Annotated in this window: 28 protein-coding genes; 26 read left to right on the top strand and 2 right to left on the bottom strand. The window is 48.1% G+C overall.

Annotated features, from left to right (window positions below; translation table 11 throughout):
* Positions 1-223: 223 nt before the first annotated feature.
* From rpsN to QF049_RS29220, 4 genes are all read left to right on the top strand, one after another.
* Positions 224-493 (top strand): 30S ribosomal protein S14, encoded by a 270-nt coding sequence (rpsN, locus tag QF049_RS29205; protein ID WP_036605831.1) that lies wholly within the window; start codon positions 224-226, stop codon positions 491-493.
* A gap of 1 nt (position 494) precedes the next feature.
* Positions 495-872 carry a DUF3024 domain-containing protein gene (locus QF049_RS29210; RefSeq protein WP_105601207.1) on the top strand — a complete coding sequence of 126 codons (378 nt, stop codon included), beginning with the start codon at positions 495-497 and terminating at the stop codon, positions 870-872.
* A gap of 207 nt (positions 873-1,079) precedes the next feature.
* Entirely contained in the window at positions 1,080-1,556 is a 477-nt protein-coding gene (locus QF049_RS29215) for a DUF2975 domain-containing protein (RefSeq protein ID WP_307542436.1), read from the top strand.
* A gap of 9 nt (positions 1,557-1,565) precedes the next feature.
* The gene (locus QF049_RS29220) at positions 1,566-1,799 is read left to right on the top strand and encodes a helix-turn-helix domain-containing protein (protein WP_076211193.1); all 234 of its coding nucleotides are present in this window, start codon (positions 1,566-1,568) and stop codon (positions 1,797-1,799) included.
* A 75-nt stretch (positions 1,800-1,874) separates the two neighbouring features.
* Here QF049_RS29220 and QF049_RS29225 read toward each other — a convergent pair whose 3' ends face one another.
* Positions 1,875-2,726, bottom strand: a complete 852-nt coding sequence (locus tag QF049_RS29225; protein ID WP_307542438.1) for a helix-turn-helix transcriptional regulator — start codon at positions 2,724-2,726, stop codon at positions 1,875-1,877.
* 181 nt (positions 2,727-2,907) lie between these two features.
* Here QF049_RS29225 and QF049_RS29230 point away from each other — a divergent pair, with 181 nt between their 5' ends.
* Positions 2,908-4,980, top strand: coding sequence for a beta-galactosidase (locus QF049_RS29230; RefSeq protein ID WP_307542440.1), 2,073 nt, complete (start codon positions 2,908-2,910; stop codon positions 4,978-4,980).
* Positions 4,981-5,124: 144 nt separating this feature from the next.
* Here QF049_RS29230 and QF049_RS29235 read toward each other — a convergent pair whose 3' ends face one another.
* Entirely contained in the window at positions 5,125-6,168 is a 1,044-nt protein-coding gene (locus QF049_RS29235) for a substrate-binding domain-containing protein (RefSeq protein ID WP_307542442.1), read from the bottom strand.
* A 237-nt stretch (positions 6,169-6,405) separates the two neighbouring features.
* Here QF049_RS29235 and modA point away from each other — a divergent pair, with 237 nt between their 5' ends.
* From modA to QF049_RS29340, 21 genes are all read left to right on the top strand, one after another.
* On the top strand, positions 6,406-7,278 hold the full coding sequence (gene modA, locus QF049_RS29240) for a molybdate ABC transporter substrate-binding protein (RefSeq protein ID WP_307542444.1): 873 nt from the start codon (positions 6,406-6,408) through the stop codon (positions 7,276-7,278).
* Positions 7,275-7,961, top strand: coding sequence for a molybdate ABC transporter permease subunit (gene modB / locus QF049_RS29245; protein WP_210109869.1), 687 nt, complete (start codon positions 7,275-7,277; stop codon positions 7,959-7,961). The genes modA and modB overlap by 4 nt, the downstream gene beginning before the upstream one ends.
* 273 nt (positions 7,962-8,234) lie before the next feature.
* A complete protein-coding gene (locus tag QF049_RS29250; RefSeq protein ID WP_124117622.1) occupies positions 8,235-8,567 on the top strand; it encodes a hypothetical protein in 333 nt (110 codons plus the stop codon).
* A 316-nt stretch (positions 8,568-8,883) separates the two neighbouring features.
* Positions 8,884-9,705 carry a transporter substrate-binding domain-containing protein gene (locus tag QF049_RS29255; RefSeq protein ID WP_036673581.1) on the top strand — a complete coding sequence of 274 codons (822 nt, stop codon included), beginning with the start codon at positions 8,884-8,886 and terminating at the stop codon, positions 9,703-9,705.
* A gap of 23 nt (positions 9,706-9,728) precedes the next feature.
* Positions 9,729-10,472 (top strand): amino acid ABC transporter permease, encoded by a 744-nt coding sequence (locus tag QF049_RS29260; RefSeq protein ID WP_150366084.1) that lies wholly within the window; start codon positions 9,729-9,731, stop codon positions 10,470-10,472.
* Between the two features lie 4 nt (positions 10,473-10,476).
* Entirely contained in the window at positions 10,477-11,187 is a 711-nt protein-coding gene (locus QF049_RS29265) for an amino acid ABC transporter permease (protein ID WP_307542448.1), read from the top strand.
* The gene (locus QF049_RS29270) at positions 11,184-11,936 is read left to right on the top strand and encodes an amino acid ABC transporter ATP-binding protein (RefSeq protein WP_091020897.1); all 753 of its coding nucleotides are present in this window, start codon (positions 11,184-11,186) and stop codon (positions 11,934-11,936) included. The genes QF049_RS29265 and QF049_RS29270 overlap by 4 nt, the downstream gene beginning before the upstream one ends.
* Before the next feature lie 121 nt (positions 11,937-12,057).
* On the top strand, positions 12,058-12,345 hold the full coding sequence (locus QF049_RS29275) for a hypothetical protein (protein ID WP_017692509.1): 288 nt from the start codon (positions 12,058-12,060) through the stop codon (positions 12,343-12,345).
* Positions 12,346-12,368: 23 nt separating this feature from the next.
* Entirely contained in the window at positions 12,369-12,710 is a 342-nt protein-coding gene (locus QF049_RS29280) for an alpha-helical endospore appendage domain-containing protein (RefSeq protein ID WP_017692510.1), read from the top strand.
* Positions 12,707-13,006 (top strand): hypothetical protein, encoded by a 300-nt coding sequence (locus tag QF049_RS29285; protein WP_017692511.1) that lies wholly within the window; start codon positions 12,707-12,709, stop codon positions 13,004-13,006. The genes QF049_RS29280 and QF049_RS29285 overlap by 4 nt, the downstream gene beginning before the upstream one ends.
* A 1-nt stretch (position 13,007) precedes the next feature.
* Entirely contained in the window at positions 13,008-13,358 is a 351-nt protein-coding gene (locus QF049_RS29290; protein WP_307542452.1) for a hypothetical protein, read from the top strand.
* Between the two features lie 242 nt (positions 13,359-13,600).
* Positions 13,601-14,695: a CgeB family protein gene (locus QF049_RS29295; RefSeq protein WP_091020899.1), complete on the top strand. Its 1,095-nt coding sequence runs from the start codon at positions 13,601-13,603 to the stop codon at positions 14,693-14,695.
* A gap of 60 nt (positions 14,696-14,755) precedes the next feature.
* On the top strand, positions 14,756-15,895 hold the full coding sequence (locus QF049_RS29300; protein WP_307542455.1) for a CgeB family protein: 1,140 nt from the start codon (positions 14,756-14,758) through the stop codon (positions 15,893-15,895).
* A 45-nt stretch (positions 15,896-15,940) separates the two neighbouring features.
* A complete protein-coding gene (locus QF049_RS29305; RefSeq protein WP_307542457.1) occupies positions 15,941-17,587 on the top strand; it encodes a glycosyltransferase family 4 protein in 1,647 nt (548 codons plus the stop codon).
* Between the two features lie 14 nt (positions 17,588-17,601).
* Positions 17,602-18,693 (top strand): non-hydrolyzing UDP-N-acetylglucosamine 2-epimerase, encoded by a 1,092-nt coding sequence (wecB, locus tag QF049_RS29310; protein WP_307542459.1) that lies wholly within the window; start codon positions 17,602-17,604, stop codon positions 18,691-18,693.
* A complete protein-coding gene (locus QF049_RS29315) occupies positions 18,686-19,672 on the top strand; it encodes a polysaccharide biosynthesis protein (protein ID WP_307542461.1) in 987 nt (328 codons plus the stop codon). The genes wecB and QF049_RS29315 overlap by 8 nt, the downstream gene beginning before the upstream one ends.
* Complete coding sequence (locus QF049_RS29320; protein WP_150366088.1) at positions 19,669-20,496, top strand: dTDP-4-dehydrorhamnose reductase family protein; 828 nt, start codon at positions 19,669-19,671, stop codon at positions 20,494-20,496. The genes QF049_RS29315 and QF049_RS29320 overlap by 4 nt, the downstream gene beginning before the upstream one ends.
* A complete protein-coding gene (locus QF049_RS29325) occupies positions 20,478-21,419 on the top strand; it encodes an NAD-dependent epimerase/dehydratase family protein (RefSeq protein ID WP_307542463.1) in 942 nt (313 codons plus the stop codon). Before QF049_RS29320 ends, QF049_RS29325 begins: the two co-directional genes overlap by 19 nt.
* On the top strand, positions 21,416-22,132 hold the full coding sequence (locus QF049_RS29330; RefSeq protein ID WP_307542465.1) for a glycosyltransferase: 717 nt from the start codon (positions 21,416-21,418) through the stop codon (positions 22,130-22,132). Before QF049_RS29325 ends, QF049_RS29330 begins: the two co-directional genes overlap by 4 nt.
* A 96-nt stretch (positions 22,133-22,228) precedes the next feature.
* On the top strand, positions 22,229-22,945 hold the full coding sequence (locus QF049_RS29335) for a glycosyltransferase (RefSeq protein WP_307542467.1): 717 nt from the start codon (positions 22,229-22,231) through the stop codon (positions 22,943-22,945).
* A gap of 250 nt (positions 22,946-23,195) precedes the next feature.
* Positions 23,196-23,726, top strand: coding sequence for a GNAT family N-acetyltransferase (locus tag QF049_RS29340; protein ID WP_150366091.1), 531 nt, complete (start codon positions 23,196-23,198; stop codon positions 23,724-23,726).
* The last annotated feature ends 106 nt before the right edge of the window (positions 23,727-23,832 follow it).

Here is a 23,832-nt window from a genome sequence, read left to right on the forward strand (position 1 = left end):
ACAGAAAGGACCTGAAGAAGCGAAGCTAAAAGCTTTCTGAAAGAAAGCTGCATCGGAAGCATATGCTTCACCTTTATCCCCGGATTTCCCCTTTATCAAAGGAATTAAAAAAATCTGGGGATAACAGCGATCGGAAGGTTGTTCTGTCATCGGAGTGTGCAGTGTAAATATTCTTTAGTTCAATTTACAAACATAAATTCAAGGGATAAAGGAGCTGGATTTCATGGCTAAAAAATCTAAAGTGGTACGTGAGAAGCAACGTCAGGCGATCGTGGCAAAATATGCGGACCTGCGTCGGGAATTGAAGGAAAAAGGGGATTACGAGGCATTGCAGAAATTGCCGCGGAATGCATCTCCGACTCGTTTGAAGAACCGTTGTGAAGTGACAGGCCGCCCGCGGGGTTATCTACGCAAGTTCAAGGTATCTCGGATTAAGTTCCGTGAATTGGCCCATCAAGGACAGATTCCTGGTGTAACAAAATCCAGCTGGTAACATGATCAAAGGGTGGTATTTTGCTGAAAGGGTGTGCATCTTCATGTTGGACTCGTTTACGTTACGAAGAATTCAGTCGGTGATGAATGGCTATATTCACGAGAAGGTTCCTGCGCCACTGCGTACGATGGTGAAGTTGACCTATGTGATGAATGACAATGAATTGATCCTGACCGAAGAAAGACCCGCCGAGGAACGGTATCAATGGGAGAAGATGCATATTGCCCGATTTTACTGGGAAGAAAATCAGTGGAAGGTGTTTGCCAGAGATGAACAGAGCAGCTGGAATCCGGTAGATGTTATTACACCTTGTTCCGATTTTGAAAATGTGCTCGAGCAGGTGGAACGGGATGAGGCTGGGCTGTTCTGGCGGACGTGAGTGAGTTCAAAGATAACCACATTCAGTGGCTATCTTTGGACTTTTTTTTGTGTCCAAGAATCAATGAAGCAAAGAGGGGGGATCTTTTGGTCTTCCTTCCTTAATGGGCAAAAGAATAAATAAAATCTGTTTTGCAATAAAAATTTATTGTAAAACGATAAATATTATGATAAATTCATATCACTTAAAACAAGTGAGGTGCTTTTTGTGAAGCGAGGTACAACCATCTTTTTAAAATTGGCTGTGTTGCTTATTGGTGTTCCCATTCTTGCCTTATGCATATTCGGCATACCCTGGTTAGCGAACAATCCGGTGAATCCGAATTATGCAGGTGCGCTATACCCCATAGTGATTATTATGTATGTGTCAGTTATTCCGTTTATCGTTGCACTGTACCAGGCATTCCGTCTGCTGAGCTATATCGACAAAAATGAAGCGTTCTCTCTAATGTCAGTGAGATCCTTAAAAACAATAAAATATTGTGCTATTGTAATTAGTAGTCTTTATTTTGTGATGTTGCCATTCCTTTTTGTTGTAGCAGAGAAAGATGATGCCCCAGGCCTCATTCTTATGGGAATGGTTCCTATTTTTGCTTCATTGGTCATTGCAGTGTTTTCCGCAGTGCTCCAAAGATTGTTACAGGAAGCGATTGATATCAAATCAGAAAATGACCTAGTGGTCTGAGGTGAATATATGGCCATTATAATCAATATTGATGTGATGTTGGCAAAGCGTAAAATGACGGTTACCGAGCTAGCAGAGAGAGTTGAGATCACGATCGCCAATATTTCCATATTAAAAACAGGAAAAGCGAAAGCGATCCGTTTATCCACTCTGGATGCCATCTGTAAAGCACTGGATTGTCAGCCTGGAGATATTTTGGAATATAAGGCTGACGAGGACGAAGATACAAATGAACATTTGTGAAAAATGACCGAAGAAGACTCTGCATGTTGTATGCAGAGTCTTCTTTTACGTCAGCTTGAGGAAGTAACTTTTTGCCTATAACGAATGATTGTGCATCATTCGAAATTGCATAGGTGTTACGTTTTCCTGGGTTTTAAAACATCGGATGAAGTAGCTTGATTGAGAGAACCCCGTTTCCAGCGTAATTTGTTTAATGGAAAGGTTGGTTGTTGCGAGCAGTTGTTTCGCATGTAGTAGTCTGGATTCCAAGAGGAATTCCGGGAAAGAGATTCCAAACGTTTGACTGAACTTTCGGCTAAAGTATGTTGTACTGTATCCTGCAATCCCGGCAGCGTGGTCTAGTGTAATGTGCTCGTTACTATGGGAACGAATATAATTCCCTGCTTCACGAATTCGCTCCGAGGTGTGATTCAACGAAACATTGATTTGGCTCGCTGCGGATTGCAATCGGGTCAGAAGCTCATATAGTGTAGCTGCCACACTGTGCTCGTCCTCCACTTGATAGCCTCTTCCGAGCTCCAGTATTCGATCCATGAGCGCGGTGACCACCGGGAAGTTGGAACATTGAAACAGCCAGGGCTCGTCAACGCCTTTTCCATTTAACAGTTCTTCGAGACGAACGCCGTAGAAGTGAATCCAACGAATACTCCAAGGATCATACGAATCTGAGTAGTAGGTTTGTCTGAGACCGGGACCATAGAGGAAACCCTGTCCTTGCATTAACTCATATCGTGTGGTTCCGGTGTCCAGGAATCCTTTGCCGTTCAGTACAAGGTGCAGATTGTAGCATTGATCCAAATTAATTTCAGTGGTGCCATATTCTCGATGCACACGGTGCTTCGGAAAGTCACTGTACCCTCCAATAAAATCGGGAAAACATACATGTCTGGGAAAAATCGGCTTGGGGAGAAAGATGTGTTCTTTCACGTGCATCCTCCATTTGAACGCAATATTTTTATGTAGTGAACTGAAATCAATTCAGTCTACTGTTATTTGAATCTTGGACAATGACAATATTTTATTATAAGTCGCATAATCTTGTCATTTATTATATGTGAAGGTTCCAATAGAATGGAGGCAATATGGCAGGTTAAGGGGGCAATTAAAGGTGGCAAAATCAATCCAAATGGATGAATTAAAAATGGGGGTCTGTTATTACCCTGAGCACTGGTCGGAAGCGTTGTGGGAGGACGATTTCCGTAGAATGAAAGAGATGAATATCACAGTTATTCGGATGGCTGAATTCGCATGGTCCATCTTTGAACCGGAAGAAGGTCAGTTCGATTTTAGTTTTTTCCAGAAGGCACTGGATCTGGCGCATCAATATGGTTTGAGCGTTATTTTGGGAACACCTACTGCAACTCCACCAGCGTGGTTAACATCCAAATATCCTGAAGTATTAAACGCAAATAAGGACGGGGTATTGTATCAACACGGTATGCGGCGTCATACCAATTACAGCAGCCCAATCTACAGACAGCAATGTGAAAAAATCGTGCGCAATATGGTGAGTGCCTATAAAGATCATCCGGCTCTTATTGGATGGCAGATCGATAACGAATTCAATTGTCATATGGATGTTTTCTATGCTGAGGCGGACCATGTCGCCTTCCGTGAATGGCTTAAGAATCGTTATGAATCGTTGGAGAATCTGAACCAGGCTTGGGGAACCGTTTTCTGGAGTCAGACCTATACTGACTGGGAGCAAGTTCACCTTACCCGAAATATGGTCAGCCAATCGCCAAATCCTCATTTGGCACTAGATGAAAAGAGATTCATCTCAGCTAATACCATTTCATTTGCCAAGCTTCAGGTGGACATCATTCGGGAACTGGATTCGAAGCATTGGATCACAACAAACGGTACGTTTGGACACTTGGATAATCATGAAATGACAGAGGATTTATTGGATTTCTTCTCTTATGATTCGTATCCGCAGTTTGCCACGATCTTCCCAGGGACAGACGATAACTCATTACAAGATCGGGCCTGGAGCATGAAACTGTCGAACGTACGTAACATGTCACCGAACTTCTGCGTCATGGAACAACAGTCTGGGCCAGGAGGCTGGGTTGACAGTATAGGCATGGGTACGCCAAGACCGGGACAGATCCGATTATGGTCATATCAATCTGTTCTTCACGGAACAGATCTGCTCGTCTACTTCCGCTGGCGGACGGCAACATTTGGCACCGAGATGTACTGGCATGGCATCAATGATTACCATAATCAGCCCAACAGAAGGGTACGCGAGGTTGCACAAGTAGGGGAAGAGTTTGCCAAGATCGGGCGTGTTATTGCGGGCACTACATATCAAGCCGATGTTGCGATCCTACAGGATTACGATAACCTGTGGGACGGGGAGTTGGACGAGTGGCACGGTCCGCTTCAGCAACAGAGTGTACGCTCCTGGTATAAGCAGCTCCAGTATCGTCATATTCCGACGGACATGGTTACACTGCAACCAACGACAACACTGGAGGATTTATCCGAATATAAGGTGATCATCTATGCTCACCCGGCCATCATGACAGACGAGACAGCAGAACTTCTCCAAGCCTATGTCAGTCAAGGAGGCACTCTGTTTTTCGGTGCTCGCACCGGATATAAGGATCTCAAGGGGCATTGTTATATGAGACCGTTCCCTGGGGCTGTCGCTGAGTTGTGTGGTGTAACCGTAGAGGACTTTACCTTAATCAAAGGAACCATTCCAGCAGCCAAACTGCAATGGAATGGGACGAGTGAGCGGCTTCAGGAGGGAACGTCAACGACCGGATTTAACGAAGTTCTTCATGTGGAGCATGCTGACGTGCAGGTCATGGCTGAGTATACATCCGAATATTATGCAGGTAGTCCTGCATTGACCAAACGTACGGTAGGTCAGGGGCAAGTATGGTATTATGGAGCGGCTTACAATGAACCGGTCGTTGATGCTCTACTAGATGAGATAGGGCTATCTTCACCTGTGGGTGACCTGGTAGAGGTACCGTCCGAAGTTGAGCTTGGTATCCGTTCCGGTAAGGATAAAGCTTATGTATTTTTACTCAACTACTCGGATCACCAAGTGGCCATCCAGCTTAAGAAGGAGGCCACAGAGTTACTGTCAGGTACAACACTTCAGAATGAGATCAACATGCCCGCGTATGGTGTGTTCATTTTTGAGATCGATTTGCCACATTAAGAAATTCATTCATCCATATCATGCGTTATATATAGAAAGAAACACCAAAAACGCCTTGCAGCGAATGCAAGGCGTTTTATATATGCATGATGTGATGTTGAATACACGTTGAGTATGGGCTGTTATTGTCTACATTTCGTATAACTATGCTTCGTACAAAATCTCACCTGTCCGGGATACATCATATCCCTCGAATGATTGCAGTTCCTGCCTGAACTCCGGCGATTGGAGAATTCGCAGTACAGATTCTGTCCAGGCTTCATTACCTTGCTTCCTCAGCATGACCAGATCATAGCGCTCCTGAGTGAGCGGGACAAAATCAACCTGACCCACAAGTCGCGCAGCTTTCTCAATGCCAACTCCGACATCAGCTTCACCTGAACTGACTTTGGCAGCCACGCCCATGTGACTGGTTTCCTCCATTTCGTATCCGATCAGACCTGCGGCAGGAATTCCATGCAACCGAAGTTGCTCATCCAGCAATACTCGCGCGCCAGAACCTATCTCCCGGTTAGCGAGTCGAAGTTCAGGTTTGCCCAGATCGGTCCAATTCTGTATGTTCTGCGGGTTGCCACGCTGTACATACAGCCCGGCAGGACGTGACAGCAGGTTTACCACAACATAGGACCGTCCCGTCAGAATTTTGCGAATATACGGCAGATTATACTCACCGGTATCCCCGTCGAGCAGATGAGTGCTGACCAGATCGGACTCACCACGATACATCGAGATAAGTCCGTCCAGACTGCCCATGAACGAGCGGAGCGGACGGATGTCCCGAGTTTTTTTTTCCATATGGCGCATTAGGATATCCAGACTGACATCCTGACCTGTTATGACTAGATGCCGTGGTGCAGAAGTCATTGTATGGGTAGAACTCGCTGGAGTAATCGCATGCGCAGACCCAACGGGTGAAGTAACTTGTAAGGAAGTTCCCTGAGAATCACCCTGACCTGGCTGAGTCCCTGATACCGAGGTCTGAACCGAAGTCGGGATACGCTGACCTGAGGACTGAAGTTGCTTGGAGCGACGTTTATATGCCTCCAGATCGGTTGCATCAATTCGCATTTGTTTACCTACACGGTATGCGACGAGTTCTCCTTTTTTGATCAGGTCATAGACCGTCAGTTTCGATATTTTGAGCAGCTTGGATATTTCTTCGGTTGTGTAGGATTGCTCCTCCGTCATAAGTGAAGATCCTCCTTCAAAGGTATAGAGCAATTATGGTTTTGTTATGAATGTTTCTTGTACTATATCATTAATTGAGGGATGCCATAAACCTGAGAACACGCAATAAACGCATAGGACAGATAACAAAAATCAAATGTGATCTTAATCACCTTCCCATTTTTTTTGTCATGTGTATAATTAGATATAATCAATTATAACTAGTTATAACCAAAGATAACGTTGGGGGAGAAATGAATGAGAAAGAGAATCGGATATGTGTTGGGAAGTATGTCACTGGGACTGGCTCTTGTATTGGCTGGTTGCGGCGCAAGCACGGGCACTACGGATACATCCACAGGTGCAGAACAAACAACCCCAACGCCAGCGGCATCAGGTGAAAGTTCATCAGCAGGAAATACCGATCCGCAGGAAACGGTAGATCTGACGATCTCTGCGGCGGCCAGTCTGACCGATGCGATGAAAGAGATTGAAACCAATTATGAGCTAGCTAATCCTTATATAGAACTTAATTTTAACTTTGGCGCCTCGGGTGCCTTGCAACAGCAGATTGAACAGGGTGCCCCGGTTGATGTCTTTGTATCGGCGGCAACAAAAAATATGAATGCGCTAGTAGATGAAAACCTGATTGCATCGGGTGATCAGAAGAATTTGCTACAGAATTCACTGGTGGCCATAGTGCCAGCAGATGGGACCCACACAGTAACCAGTGAAACGGATCTCACCAGCGACTCCATCAAGACGGTAGCCATTGGGATTCCGGAAAGTGTTCCTGCGGGAACCTATGCCAAGGAAGCTCTGACCAATGCCAAGCTGTGGGATGAACTGGAAAGCAAACTTGTGCAGGGGAAAGACGTTAGACAGGTTCTTCAATATGTAGAGACAGGTAATGCAGATGCAGGATTTGTATATAAAACAGATGCTCTTACTTCGGATCAGGTGAAAATTGCGTTTGAGGTGGACAAGAACAGCTACACACCAGCCAATTATCCAATAGGCATTATTGAAGGAACCAAACACCGTACAGAGGCCGAACAATTTTATGCGTATTTACAAACCCCTGAAGTGCTCGATATCTTCGCGAAATACGGATTCACAATTCCGGAATGAATGTGAACGCCATAGACTGGTCCGTATTCTGGTCACCGGTGCGCTTGTCACTTCAGGTTGCGCTGTTATCCAGCGTGGTGGCCACTGTGCTCGGAATCGCGATAGCCTGGAAGATGTCACGTTCTTCATTTCGGGGAAAGATTCTGCTGGAAACGGCATTTATGCTGCCGCTAGTCCTTCCCCCGACGGTGGTTGGATTTCTGTTACTTGTCATACTGGGGCGTAAAAGTCTGTTTGGACAATGGATTGAAGCCATATTCTCCGCACCGGTTATTTTCACCTGGTGGGCTGCGGTGATTGCTTCGGTGGTGGTTGCTTTTCCACTTGTGTATCAGACGATGAAATCGGGATTCAGTGGTGTGGATCGGGATTTAGAAGATGCAGGCCGTTCGATTGGGGCAAATGAGTGGCAGGTTTTTCGTTACATCTCCCTCCCGCTCGCAGGCAGAGCATTGATGACCGCTTTCATCCTGGGCTTTGCCCGTGCACTCGGGGAATTTGGTGCGACACTGATGATTGCAGGCAATATTCCGGGCAAAACGCAAACGGTACCCACGGCAATCTATGTCGCTGTGGATTCCGGCAATCAGACCATGGCTTGGGCATGGACTGTTTCCATTATTATCATCTCGTTTCTCATGTTACTGATGACCAGACAGCAGCGAGATGGAAAAAATAACTGACATTGCATGTGTGCATATTATATAAAACATGACGAAAAACCCGTGTTAAGGTAAGAAATGATTCCTTAATACGGGTTTTTCGTCACAGATTTAATATGTATCAATACCAAAGTTATGTGAATTTTACCTTAATGGAAATGTAAAGCTGTTTTAACATAAAAAAATAAAAAAATTCCCAAAATTTAATCGTTCAGTACTCGCTTTCAGTGGGCTTGTTCCTGTAAGATAGAAGTAATGGATTCCAGCCAAGTACTGAAATAAGGAGAGACGACGATGAACACTAAACCTGATTGCGGCGTTTCGTTGCAAATCGATGACTATCTGGATCTTTTGCATTTTGCCATCCAAATTCAGGATCAGGAATGGCAGCAATCCCTTATCCGCCAACTCAAAATATTTCAGACGGCGACGGAGCAGCAACGCACACCTGAAGAGGAATTATGGACACGGTTTGATTACATCAACAGCAAACTGACAGGTCTGTGCCACCAGATCCATGCCGCTCATTCCATGGATGAACGCAAGAAGTTTGAGGAACGGATCGGTCTCTTACAATTACAGCGAGTGGAAGTTGCACGTAAAATTAAATGGGCGAGTCGCAGATAGATGAGTAGTGTATACACCAAGTGATGCACCGCCAAAATGGTATAATCAGTGAGAGTCATACGAGAAAAAGCCATCCGCCAATCGATATGGGGGATGGCTTTTTCTCGTACTATAGAGAAGTCCTATAACCATATCAGGATGTCCTATTAGTTTAGTTATTGCCCTCAGATGACTTGTAGTGATATTCTTTGTTCAACCTAATTCCGACTATACAAGTAAGAATGGTTTGTTAATAGGATAGAGGAATAGGAGAACAAATCATATTCGCTGTGATAACAGCCTGTGGAGGAGATTGGGAATGGTTAAAAAACGGGGGATTCAAAAATTCCGGACAGCACTACTGTTCATTACAATGCTGGCGGTACTGGCTGGATGCAGCACAGGAACTGCAAGCAATGATTCAGAATCTGCTTCGGCAGCAGGCGACACCAAAGTGAAAAAGATCATTGTAGGAACAGGTACACAGTTCCCAAATGTCTGCTTCATTGATGAGAATGGCAAGTTAACAGGTTATGATGTGGAACTGATCCGGGAGATCGACAAACGTTTGCCTGAATATGAATTCGAATTCAGCACGATGGATTTTAAAAATCTGCTGCTGAGTCTGGAAACGAAAAAAATTGACCTGATCGCTCACCAGATGGAAGTGAATGATGAGAGACAGGCCAAGTTCCTGTTTAATGATGAAGCCTATAATATTTTTCCAAATAAAATTGTCGTAAGTCAGAAAAATGAGGAAGTAAAATCGATTGAGGATCTAAAAGGGAAAAAACTGATTGTTGGTGCTACAAGTAATGCGGCTGTACTTGCTGAGAAATGGAATGCAGCGAACGGTAACGGGATTGATATCGTTTATTCCGGAGCGGGTGAGGATACCATTACCCAGATCAAAACAGGCCGGGTGGATGCAACGATCAGTACCCAATTTGCCATTGATTATCAGAATAAGGCGGTTGATGCTCAGTTGAAAACGGTAGGCGATGCCCTCTCCAATTCCAAAGTGTACTTCATTCTGAACAAAGATGAGCAGGAGCTCAAAACCAAAGTGGACGAAGCGCTCAAAGCAATCAAAGAAGATGGAACATTAGGCAAACTGAGCACTGAGTGGCTTGGAGCTGACTATACGGTTGAAGAGTAGTCTGAGAAAGGTGTGCAGCGGTAATGGGAAAATCATTTGATCTGTCATTGGTTCTGGATTTCATCCCGGAACTGCTACGATATTTGCATATAACACTGATTGTACTGGGTGGTTCCATCGTGCTCGGACTGGTGGGCGGCGTGCTTCTGGCCATTCCCCGGCTGTATCGGATTCCGGTACTAAGCCAGTTGGCTACCCTGTACGTCTCATTCATGCGGGGCACACCGATCCTGATCAAATTGTTCCTGGTGTATTACGGACTTCCCGAGTTGCTCAAACCCATTGGCATCGACCTGTCGAGAACCGACCCGTTGTTATTTGTCATTGTGACCTATGCGCTTAGTGACGCGGCATCCTTTGCCGAGATCTTTCGCGGAGCGGTGCGCAGTGTGGATAAAGGTCAGACGGAAGCTGCCTATGCTGCGGGTATGACCACATTCCAGTCTTTTCGGCGGATTGTTGTTCCGCAGGCACTGATTGTTGCTTTTCCGAACATGGCCAATACGTTAATCGGTTCATTGAAGGATACTTCTCTGGCCTTCTCCATTGGTGTCATGGATATGGTGGGCAGAGGGCAGACGTTAATTTCGGCTACATCGCATGCACTTGAAGTGTATATAAGTCTGTCTGTGGTCTATTATGTCATTGTCATTGTACTCGAAAAAGGATTTGCCTTTGCAGAACGCAGACTCCAGCGTCATGAACGCAAGAGGGTTGTACACAAACCGGCAATTCGAGCCAAACGCCTGAAACGAATAGCGGGGTGAGCATATGTCGATTGATCTCCAGTTTATCTATACATCTTTTTTTCAAATCCTGAAGGCATTGCCATTGACACTCGTCATTACGATTGTGCCGTTGATTGCAGGCTTCGGAATCGGTCTGGTTACGGCTCTGATCCGTATCTATCGCGTGCGGTGGATACACCGCATTGCTGACTTCTACGTTTCATTCTTGCGTGGAACACCGATGCTGATGCATCTATTCCTCATCTATTACGGCATTCCGATGATTATCGATAAGCTGGCGGAACGTTACGGTTGGGCTTTCCAATCCTCGTCGATTCCAATTCTCGTATTTGTACTAATTGCTTTCTCGCTCACTGCGGGCGCCTATATGTCCGAGATTATCCGCTCAGGCATTCTTTCTGTGGATATCGGCCAGATGGAGGCGGCTCACGCTGTAGGCATGAGCACATTCCAGGCTTTAAGGCGTATCATCATCCCTCAAGCGATCGGGGCTGTATTGCCTAACCTGTGCAGTATGTTTGTTGGGTTCCTGCATGGATCAACACTCGCTTTTACCGTGTCTCAGATGGACATACTCGGTAAAGCGGATGTGGTGGCATCCGTCAGTCTGAAATTTTTGGAGGCCTTTATCGCCGCAGCGTTTATCTATTGGGGGCTGACCATCATTGCGGAGCGGATCACTGCTTTGCTTGAGCGTCGGGTTGCCGTGTACAGCAAAGGAGGCGTGTCATGATTACACTAACGAACATACACAAAACTTTTGGCAAGCAGGAAGTATTGAAGGGAATTGATCTGACCGTGGAACAGGGCGATGTCGTAGCGATCCTTGGACCGAGCGGATCAGGTAAAACAACGCTGCTGCGCTGCGTCAATTTTCTGGAACGTGCCGATGAGGGCGAGGTTCAGATCAGTGGATTAAGCGTCGATTGCAAGCATGCACGCAAACATGACATTGTGCAGTTGAGACGAAAAACGGCGATGGTGTTCCAGCATTATAATCTGTTCAAACACAAGACAGTGCTGGATAACGTCACCGAGGGATTAATTATTGCCCAGAAAATGTCCAAAGCCGATGCCCGCACGCGTGCCTTGCGAGTGCTTGAACAAGTCGGACTGTCTGCCAAAATCAATGAGTATCCAAGTATGTTGTCAGGTGGACAACAGCAACGGGTGGGCATCGCCAGAGCATTGGCACTGAATCCCGAAGTGATTTTGTTTGATGAACCGACATCAGCGCTGGACCCCGAGCTTGTGGGTGAGGTGTTGTCTGTCATCCGCTCTATTGCTCAGGAGGGGATCACCATGATTGTAGTCACCCATGAAATGGGGTTTGCCCGTGAGGTGGCAAATCGGGTTGTTTTCATGGATGGAGGTTCCGTTGTGGAGGAAGGAACCCCGGAAGAGGTGTTTGTACGTCCCAAGCAGGAACGTACTCGCCAATTCCTCAGTCGATATTCTTCCGACTGGAGTTATGTCATCTGACGATATAGGCGCAAGCTGTAGTAACTGACGATCCCGGCCCGGCATATGCTGTAACAGGCAAATGCTGATAGGCCGGGTTTTTCTATGGGTGAAGCAGGCCGTGACGGTAAGGAGGAGGACCATGCAGAGCAAAATCGATGAAATCATCACACATATTGCACACTCTCACCAGCAGATCGCACGTGTGCTGGATGCCAAACGCCAAGTCGCTGTACGCATGTCTGAAATCATCAATCATTTGCCAGATATCGAACCGGAGTTGGATGGCGTTGACGGTCTGCTGGATAGCTCTGGGCAAATCAACAAAAGCATTATCTCTTACTTGGGGGGCCTTGCAGATCTGGAAGAGGCTGTAGCCGAAACGCTGACCCAAGTCATGCGGGAGATCGCGGTTCAAGAAGAAGAATAAGCCCGGAAGGCGGGTGAAGGAACATGAGTAGAGAACAGAGCCTCATTCTGATGCTGGACGCAGCAGCCAAAATGCAGTGGAATATTGCCCTGATCTTGGAGGCAAAAGCGATTGAGGCCGAGAAGGTACGGAACTGGACGCTGAATCATTTGAATGGGGATACCTTTCTGACGCATGGGGATCAGGTAGGCGAACCGCTCAAAATGCATGATCAGCTGGTGGAATTGCTGGAAGGATTAACCCGAATGGAGACCGGACTGTGCAACAATCTCAAAGCGGTGATGGTGCAGAACGATAGCGAAGATGGCGGCGGTATGGACGGTGGCATGTTTGGCGGCATGGATCTGGGAGACATGGGAAAATGAGTCTGATGCGGCGTGAGCAGGAAGCCAAACTGGCGCTCATTGAATCCATTGCACACAGTCAGCAGGCGCTGGCACGCATTCTGGACAGTGTAGCCAGTGTAACCGCTCATTCGGAAGTATCTGCCCGCAGTCTGGCCGAGAACATTCGTTTGCTGAGTCGCTATCAGGCAGAAATGTCTCGTATGGTTACGGGAATCAGGCTGGCCCGAATCCAGCATGGGGAGCCTGGCTTGCCGTGGCTCAAAGACCCCGGGTGTGCAATTCGTATCGTTCGGGACATACAGGAGGAATGTTGACATGTTAAAGAAGAAGAAAATACGACTGAGAACCAAAAGAGCTTTGTTAATCCGTGGAGCCCGTCTGCGCAAAATTCGCAAACTGCGTGCGCTCAGAGCCAAACGTGTTCTTCACAAACGCCCACTTAAAGGACGCAGTGCGTGGCTCAAAAAAAAAGAAACGTGCGGTACGGCGGCACCGGAGTCCAAAGCCCGTACAACCAGTCGTCCCGGCTACCCCTACCGATCCGAACCCGGACGGTGCTTACAGCCAGGGATACAACGAGGCGTACAACGAGGGATTCAACGCGGGTTTCGCCAAGGGATTCGAGGACGGACATCAGCTGGCGTACAAAGCACAGTAACCGAGTAGACAGGATTATTTCTGCATGGAATGATACCTGCTAGCAGTTAGCCCGGGGGACAGATCCCTCCGGGTTATTTGCATCGCCGCAAAAGCGGACATGCCCGTACAGGCGGATGTGGAGGGCAAGCGCCAATTTTGCGCCTTGCAGGACACCCGTCCATGATGCATCTGACCCCGAGGCATATCCTTTAGAGGGAAGACCAATCTCGGGGAGAGTCTGGAAGTGAGATCTCCTGAAGGAAGACAGGGTGAAGAATGTGGCAAAACGAAAGCACCGTCCGCTGACCGAAGCGGAAACGGCTTACCGCGGCGGATATGCAGAAGGCCGCAGATTCGGCGGCTGTCAAGCCATGATGGAGCGGGTGCAGATGTTTGAACCGACCCTGCGGGATATGAAAGTGTTATATATCCCGCAAGGATTCGATGCCATCGATGAAGGTGTCACCTTGGCTCTGCAGCAATCTGTACGTGAATGCGTTGTTGGATCGCCAGCAGCGATGTTGCAGGAAGCCAGTCAGCATCGGCCCGATGTCGTGCTCGTCATGAATGGTCTGCATGTATTTCCCGCAGATCATGTGGAGCAGGTGAATGGCATACGTGCACTCGGTATCCGAACTGCCGTGTGGTTTGTGGATGATCCGTATTTCACCGAAGATACAACGTCCCTTTGCCAGCACTATGATGTCGTGTTCACGCATGAAGAGGCCGCGGTGCCCTTCTATCTGGCACATGGAGCGAACCAGGTCATCTATATGCCACTCGCGGTGAATCCAGGCATGTTTCAACCGCGGCGCGCGGCACCGCAGCATCAGCACGACATTTGTTTTATCGGTACCGGATTCTGGAACCGGATTGCCTTGTTTGATGAGCTGGCCCCTTTTCTTGCGGACAAAAAGGTATTCATCGCGGGTAGCCAGTGGAATCGGTTGGCACGCTTTGATGTACTAGGCCGTTTCATCCACGAAGGATGGATTGCTCCTGGAGAGACAGTGGATTATTACAATGGCGCCAAGATTGTCATTAACATTCACCGGACTTGCGAGAATGGGGAAGACAATCGCAACACACATCATCTTGAAGGTCACTCGATTAATCCACGCACGTATGAGATCAGCGCCTGCGGCACAATGCAGATTACGGATGCACGTGCAGATTTACCCCGTTATTATAAGCCGGGATATGACATCGAGACGTTCACTAACGCTGCAGAACTTCAGCGCAAGATCCACTATTATCTGAAGCATGAAGAAGAACGACAGGCGATGGCGTGGCGTGGACTTCTCACCACGATGAACCAGCATACATTCACTCGCCGGATCGGTCAGTTGCTGGAACATTTGTAATCCCCGTCTGAAGTGCAGTACCAACGAGAACCCTATCCCAAAAAATAAAGGAGTGGCGGTATGTCTCTCAAACACCGTAAAACCAAAAAGGTTCATGCACCCGTACTAAGCCTGTCTGATCAAGCACGCAAAAATGGGCAACATGCCGGATATGACGCAGGTAAGGAAGAAGGATATCTGCGCGGTCGCGCCAACTATATTGTGAATTGTGCACAGGAACCGTTGCCTTTCCGACAGCTTCACGTGCTGTATGTATCCTCGGGTAAAGGCTTCCCTTACTCCCCGTTGGATGAGGCCATTATGGCCACGCTACAGGGTATGGTAGCTCAAGTAACCCTCTCTGATCCGCGTCAACCGGTTTCTGAAATTGCGCTGCAGACGCGTCCTGATCTTGTGCTTGTGCTGGATGGAATGGATATCCCCATTGAGCATATCGATGCGATTCGCCAAGCGGGCATTCAGACGGCGATCTGGCTCACGGATGACCCGTACTATACAGATATGACGCTGGATATTGTGACACATTTTGACCATGTCTTCACGTTGGAACTGAACTGTATTGATCTATATCGACAAATCGGCTGCGCGTCAGTTCACTACCTCCCTTTTGCCGCATTCACTAATCATTACTTTCCGATTACAACTCCTTCCCCGTTAAAACGGGATGTCAGCTTTATCGGCTCGGCCTATTGGAACCGGGTATACTTCTTCAATCCGATCATGCCTCAGTTGATGTCACACAATACGGTATTTAACGGAATCTGGTGGGACCGTCTGCCTGACTATACTGCCTATGGAGAGAAGATTGAGCTCGGGCGCTGGATGAGTCCGCCGGAGACCAATGATGTGTACAATGGCACCAAAATTGTCATCAACCTGCATCGATCCCACGAAGATGATTCCGTCAATAATAATCACCTCAAAATCGCGCCAGCTTCACCGAACCCGAGAACGTTTGAAATTGCCGCGTCCACGACGCTACAGCTGACCGACACCCGGGATGACATTGCTCGTTTCTACAAACCGGGTGTGGAGATTGAGACATATTCCTCGCCGCAGGAGTTACTCGAGAAAGTGGAATATTATCTTACTCATGAAAAGGAACGCCGTGAGATTGCACTTCGTGGACTTGAACGTACACTGAAAGACCACACGTATGGCAAAAGAATTAATGAAATGTTAACCATCATATTCCCTTAATTCTGGCCGGGAGGAGGTGTGCACAGTACCCTGTATCCGATACCCGTGTACAGGGTCCGTGCGGCCATGGCAACGAAACCAAAGATGATGTTATTTTCACATGTGTGCAATACTCGCAGCATTACAGGCGCCGAGAAGCTGCTGCTTCATTTTATGAGAGAGATCGGTGCGATCTTTGAATGTGTGCTCGTAGCCCCTCAGGAGGGGAAGCTTGCGGGGCTTGCGCGGAGATTCGGCATTCAGGTCAAAATATGCACTCTGCCGATGCTTCACGGTGTGTACACACCTTACCTGGGCATTGCAGATGATGCGGAGCATCTTCGCCATACACCAGCGTATCAGGAAGCGGTCTCCCTCATACGGGAGACTGCTCCCGATATGGTGTTAACGAACACCTGCGTTAATGTGATGCCGGCTGTAGCGGCAAAGTCCCTTCAGATTCCAGTCATCTGGAAGATTACCGAGATCATTCATACGAATGAACATACAACCGAGGCGATCCAGATGATTGGCCGTTACGCGGATTGGATTATCGGTATATCCGAGACAGCGGTAGCCCCATTCCAAGAAGCCGGCATGGGTGACAAAGTGACCATCATTTCCCCAACTTGGGAACCCGCGCTACCAGCACCGGACCGCTGGGTTCATCTGCGCGAACGCAAGCGTAAGGAGCTCGGTTTTAAATCATCGCAGACCTGTATCGGTTATATTTCTTCATTTATATATGATGCCAAAGGGTTGAAACCTTTTGTGGATATGGCCTTGAGGATCTGTGAAACGCATTCGCGCTGTCGCTTTTGGATCATCGGGGCACCATCGGATAAAAAGTATTACGACGAGTGTGTATCACGGGTGAAAAAATCGGGGTATTCACGCCGGTTTACCTTCACCACATTTGAAGAGAACGTATCTCTGGCGTATACCGCGATGGATATCCTGGTCATCCCAAGCATGGTCAAGGAAGGATTTGGCATGACCGCACTGGAGGGTCTCTATTTTGCCAAACCGGTCATCGCTTTTGCCCAAGGTGGACTGAAGGAGTTAATGGAATCCGTAGGCAGTGATGCATTTTTGGCCCCGCCGGGCGATACCGAAGCGCTTGTCACCTTGGCAACAACCTTGCTGAATGATGCAGAGCTGGCCTCAAATACGGGGTGGCGCAATCGGACAGAAGCGGAAAGGCTCTATGGCGTTGAAACCTACCGAACGAAACTGCATACGATGGTGACACAGTGGTTATTGCGCTTTCCCGGATGGTTTGCTTATATCCAACCTCCGAATGGACCTGTGTATGCCTATGGAGAGGGCGGACTACGCACTGTACTGGTTCTGGAGCCGGCTACGGTTCGGGCACTGTTATTCCCACTGACCGTCATACAGGCGTTGCCACATTCCTCATTACCTCCGCTCGCATTGGGTCACGATGCTCCTGTTGCCTCAGGTACTGGCCCAGCTGCAAAGCTGATTCAACAGAGGGGCAAAACGCGGAAACGTCGTCGCAAGCCACTTGCACCTCATTCTCGCCGAGACCGTGAGGGGCTGAAACGTACTTCCGGAACTGGCAGACGTAAGGGGAGAACCCGTACAACGAAGGGACCGCGTCCAAATATGGGGAAATCGGCTAGTCGCAGACGCAAATCTGCCAAGGCAGGACGTAGCCGAGCAGGGCGCAAGGGTTCCAATACAAGATGAAGGCAGGGATTACGATGAAGATCATGACGGTGCTGGGTACGAGACCTGAGATTATACGGCTCAGCCTGATCATCTCCAAGCTGGACCAGTACGCGTCCAAACATATTCTGGTGCACACGGGACAGAACTTCACGGAAAGTCTCAGCGGTCTCTTTTTCAAGGAAATGGGCCTGCGCGCACCGGATTACGTTCTTCAGGATGAAGCGGCCACTCTGGGACGACAGCTATCCTCGATGTTTACGCAGATGGAAGATCTGATATTGCAGGAGAAACCCGATAAATTGCTGCTGCTTGGCGATACCAATAGCGCATTATGTGCAATATTGGCTGAGCGCATGGGTGTTCCTGTTATTCATATGGAAGCAGGCAATCGTTGCTTCGACCTGGATGTGCCTGAAGAGAAAAATCGTAAGGTTATTGATGCCATCTCCACCGTTAATATGCCTTACACGGAACAGAGCAAAAAACATTTGGTCAGCGAAGGGGTGCCCAGCAGGCGCATCGTGCTCACGGGCAATCCCATCTATGAAGTGATGCAGCACTATGACGCACAGGTAAGCTCCAGCAAAATACTCAAGAAGCTCAAGCTGAAGTCCGGGCAATACTTTTTGGTTACCGCCCATCGGGCTGAGAATGTGGATCACCCTCCTCATTTGCTGGAGATTATGAAAGGACTGAACCAGGTCGCTGAGGAACATGGGTTGCGTGTGATCTGCAGCATTCATCCACGAACAGCGATCCGGATTGCGGAGCATCTGCAACTGGAGATGAACCCGCTGGTGGAGTTTCACGAGCCGTTTGGATTCTTCGACTTTGTAATGCTTGAACGTCATGCACGCTGCGCACTCACGGATAGCGGTACCGTGCAGGAGGAGTGCTGCATTATGGGTGTACCGACCGTGACCATGCGTCGAACGACAGAACGTCCGGAAACAGTAGATTGCGGAAGCAATGTGGTCTCCGGTCTGGATGCGGCACGTATCGCCGATTGTGTGAAGGTCATGACTCAGATGTCTAACGATTGGGACTGTCCGCAAGGTTACAAAGCAACAGACGTATCCAGTAAAGTGGTTAAATTTCTGCTTGGAGGGAAAATGCATGTTTGAAAATAAGCGTATACTCGTGACTGGCGGTACGGGATCATGGGGTTATGAACTTGTAGCTCAACTGCTGCCCCAGCAGCCCAAAGAAATTATTGTGTATTCCCGGAACGAGTCCAGCCAAGTGGCCATGAGTCGTGATTTTGAAGACTCGCGTCTTCATTTCCGGATTGGAGATATCCGTGACAAGGACGCTTTGACGGCTGCCTGCCAGCATGTGGACTATGTATTCCATCTGGCTGCGCTCAAGCATGTTCCGGTGTGTGAAGATCAGCCGTACGAAGCACTCAAAACCAATGTCATTGGTACACAGAATGTGATCGAAGCGGCTATTGAGAACAAGGTGAAAAAGGTTATCTATATCTCGACTGACAAGGCTGCCAATCCATCCAACTTTTATGGCATGACGAAGGCCATCGGCGAGAAATTGATCGTATATGCCAACTTGTTGCACAGCGACACCAAATTTGTTACGGTGCGGGGTGGAAATGTACTGGGAACAAACGGCAGTGTGGTGCATCTGTTCAAGAATCAGATTCGCCAAAAAGGCCAGGTGTCCATCACGGACATGAGCATGACTCGATTCTTTCTTACTCTGAAGGACGCGATTACCCTGCTGTTCAAAGCTTCGGTGGAAAGTGTCGGTGGAGAGATCTTTGTCATGACGATGCCGACATGCAAAATCGTGGATCTCGCTGAAGTGCTGATTGAGGATTCCGGGGTGGAGAACGTGTCCATTGTGGAACGTGGTATTCGTCCAGGAGAGAAAATCCACGAAATATTGATGAGTGAATTCGAGAGCATGACCACCGTTGTCTACGATGAGCAGTACCTGGTTATTCTGCCTACCCTGGGTATACCGGGTCTGCGTGAACATTATACCAATTGTCCCCCGGTCTCCTTTAACAGTTTCAGTTCTGAACACCAACTCATGACCAAAGAGGAGATTCGTGAAATTCTGATGCGCGGAGGATTCTTGTCATGAAACTGCTGATACTTGGTGGAAACGGAATGGCCGGCCATATTTTGGTCGACTATTTCCGCCGTCAAGGTGTACACAGCGTCTTCTACACATCTCGGGATGTAACGGACCCCAATGGTCTGCTCCTGGATGTGAACGACAGCTTCATGGTTGATCGATTGGTAGAAGCTGTGCACCCGGATGTGATTATTAATGCTGTAGGTGTGTTGAACAACTTCGCAGATGAGGACAAAATTACTGCATATCATATTAACGGTTTCCTGCCACATCGTCTGCGGCGGGTTGCAGATACGATTGGTGCACGCCTGATTCATATCAGCACGGACTGTGTGTTCAGCGGGGAACGGGGAGCATACCGGGAAGATGATGTTACGGATGGGACCTCAGCTTACGCCATCACCAAAGCACTTGGCGAAGTTCAGGATGAAGGTCATCTGACGATCCGTACGTCCATCATTGGACCCGAGATTCGGCAGGGCGGCATTGGTCTGATGCAATGGTTTATGTCCAGCACAGGTGAAGTCGGCGGGTATACCCGCGTATTCTGGAACGGTGTGACCACGCTTGAGCTGGCCAAATGGGTAGACCATTACCTGGCTTCACCCGTTAGTGGTCTCATCCATCTGGCTCATCCGGTACCTGTGAGCAAGCATGACCTGCTTGTGTTATTCAAGCAGACCTGGGATAAGCAGGATGTGACGATTGTACGTGATGACAGTGTAGTGCAAGACCGTACGCTGGTGTCCACTCGCGAGGATGTGAAGACAGACCTGCCGGATTATTCTACAATGCTGAAGGAGTTGGCATTATGGATGGAGCAGAGCTGAGAGGCAAGAAAGTGCTAATTACAGGCGCCTCCGGTTTTACCGGGCGACATGCCGTATCTTATTTTCGGGAAGTTGGTGCAGTGGTTGCGGCGGTAGTCCGGAGACCGGATGTGTATTCGTTTGGTAATGGTACTCAGGTCCATGTCTGTGATCTGAACGATAAACAGCAAGTGCGTCATCTGATCGGCGAGGTGCAGCCCGACTATGTGCTGCATCTTGCTGGTAAAAATTCAGTGCCTGATTCGTGGTCTGATCCGCTACTGGTCCTGGAGACCAATGTGATGGCCGTGCTGTATCTGCTGGATGCGCTTCGCAGTTGTCCGACAGCACGAACCGTTATTGTAGGATCGCGCTTAAAATATACGCCGGAACCTGGCCGGATTCCCCAGCCTCCGCATCCATACAGCCTCAGTAAAGCGCTGGAAGAGATGGTGTCCTTGTCGTGGATGTCGCTCTTCGGACAACAGATCATGTTGGCGGAGCCAGGCAATCTGATTGGTGCGGGTCCTTCCACAGGCATCTGTTCACTGCTTGCACGCCATGTTGTTGCCTGTGAGCAGGCGGGCAAAACCGAGGCATTCCGTCTGTCCGGACGGGACAATACGCGTGACTTTCTGGATGTGCGGGATGCCGTCAGAGCGTATGCGACACTTTTGATACACGGGTCCAGCGGTACAGTATACCCGGTGGTGTCTGGAGTCGAGCGCAGTCTTGGTGAAATTGCAGATCTGCTGTTGTCCATGACAGCAGCGGAAGTCCCTGTTCGCTGGGATGGGGCATCTTCTGGTCCGGATGGTTCGGGGAAACAGGAGGAATTATCACTGCTGCGCAAGCTTGGCTGGCAGCCGATGATTCCATTTGCCACATCGCTTCAGGATATCCTGAGTGATGTTCGTGTCCAGCAAGGGAGGACGACAAGTTGAATCCGAGAGTATCCATTGTCATTCCATTTTACAACTGTCCTTATGTGCCTCAGGCAATTCAGAGTGCGCTGAACCAGACGTATCCCCATGTGGAGATCGTTGTTGTGAATGACGGTTCAACCCGGCATGCAGAGTTGCTTCAACCCTATCTTCCTTATATTAATGTGCTTGGCAAAAGCAATGGCGGGACGGCTTCAGCACTTAATCATGGCATCCGCCATGCCTCTGGTGATTATGTAGCCTGGCTCAGTTCGGATGATTATCTGTACCCGGATAAAATCCGGCATCAGCTGGAGTTTATGCAACGCGAGAATGTGCTCGTCTCCCATACGAACTTTCATTATATCAATGAACATTCCGCAGTGACCAAGTTAAACGGAGGACCTGCACCGATGGCCGATCTGGATTGGCTGCGAGTGTTCGTTAACAGCAATCCAGTCAACGGTTGTACTGTCATGATCCGCAAGGATCTGTTCAGCGGAGTGGGATTATTTGATGAGCTTCTGCCCTACACCCATGATCTGGATCTCTGGATGCGGATTTTGCTGAACGGTCATCGGTTTCCATACCTGAACGAGTCACTTACCGCATATCGCTGGCATGGTGGAATGGGATCGGTACGTCATGCGGATGTCATCGGCAGAGAGGCATCCATGGTATGGTCCAGATATCGGGAACCGCTGTTGCAGCGAATAGCGACGCTTGGCGGGTAGCGTAGGGAGGGCAGTTATGAAAGCCAAAAGATGGCTGATTAACGCCCTCTTTGCGCAGCATTTTACCTAAGACAGTAAGAGGAGGGGAAGGCCCGAATGGAGCCAAAAGTATCGATCGTCATTCCTTTTTACAATTGTGCTTATATCGAGCAGGCTGTTCACAGTGCCATTCACCAGACATATCCGCATATCGAAGTCATCGTAGTGGATGATGGGTCAACTGAGCACGTGGAGAAGCTACAACCATTTATGGATTCCATCCGCTATATTCACAAAGAAAACGGTGGAACAGCGACAGCATTAAATGAGGGCATCAAGCATGCAACAGGGGATTACTTTGTCTGGCTCAGCTCAGATGATGTGATGCTGCTGGATCGGGTAGAGAAACAACTGAAGTTTATGCGAGAGGTCAAGGCTTCATTCTGCCATGGTGCCTACCATTATGTGAATGAGAAGAGTGAATGGTTGGATACGGTGCATCCGGAAGTGGGAAGTCGTCTGGAGATGTTGCAGGTACTGCTGGAAGGTTGTCCGATAAACGGCTGTACTGTCATGTTAGAGATGGAAGCATTTGAGCGGTTTGGACTGTTCGACACTGATTTTCGCTACACCCATGACTATGAGATGTGGATGAGGCTGTTTCCAATGTATGAGCTGTTCTACTACAATGAACCTCTGATGTGCTACCGATTGCATGAGTCAATGGGAACCAAACGTCACTTCAAGGCACTGGTTGCCGAGATGGAACGGGTTCAGGCGAAGCATCGGCCTATTCTGTTCAACTTGCTTCAGGTTGGTGGGTATTGGAAGTAGACGGCTTTGGCAATGATGGCTAAATGGAATAGATGTTAAATGGACAGGAGAGCACCCTTATGAAACACTCTTTAAGTGTTATAAGTGGTAAGCTCTTTTTTTGCTCTATGGACAGATTCGTGGACAGAAAGGGTGAACGATTGCTGAAGTCTCTGTATAATGAAATGATTCATACACGGAAGGGACTGGACTATGCGCAGATATCAATATCTTAAACCCAACTATTAATAAACTAATGGAGGTAAGAGTATTGATTACAGAGTTACACACAGAACGGTTATATTTGCGAAAAATGGACGTAGCGGATTCGGCCAGTTTGTTTAAAATATGGTCTGACCCAGATGTAACTAGATTTATGAATATCACTCATTTTACGGATGAAAATCAAGCTATAGCCATGATTAATCTTCTGGATGATCTTTCTCAGGAAAATAAGGCCATTCGGTTCTCTATCTTTGCGCAAGAGTCCAACGAAATCATAGGTTCATGTGGTTATAATTCACTGGATTTTGACAATCTTAAAGCAGAAATCGGGTATGACATTGCCAGATCACACTGGGGGAAAGGATATGCTGCGGAAGCGATCTCTTCTTTATTAGCTCATGCATTCTCGACTATGAAGCTGAATCGAATCGAAGCAAAGGTTGATCCCGGTAATGTGAATTCTATCAAGCTATTACAAAAGCTCAATTTCACATGCGAAGGTACCCTCAGAGCATACGAGAGGGTAGGCGAAACGTTCAGTGATCTGAATATGTATTCCAAGTTGGCGACAGATTAGAGAGATCTGTAATAGCGTGTTCTCGGTCCATTAGAACACATTTGAAGCAAACAAGGGGTGTCCTCAGTCATTCATATGACAGATGGGACACCCCTTGTTTGATATT

The sequence above is a fragment of the Paenibacillus sp. W4I10 genome, from assembly GCF_030816325.1.
Classification (GTDB): domain Bacteria; phylum Bacillota; class Bacilli; order Paenibacillales; family Paenibacillaceae; genus Paenibacillus; species Paenibacillus amylolyticus_B.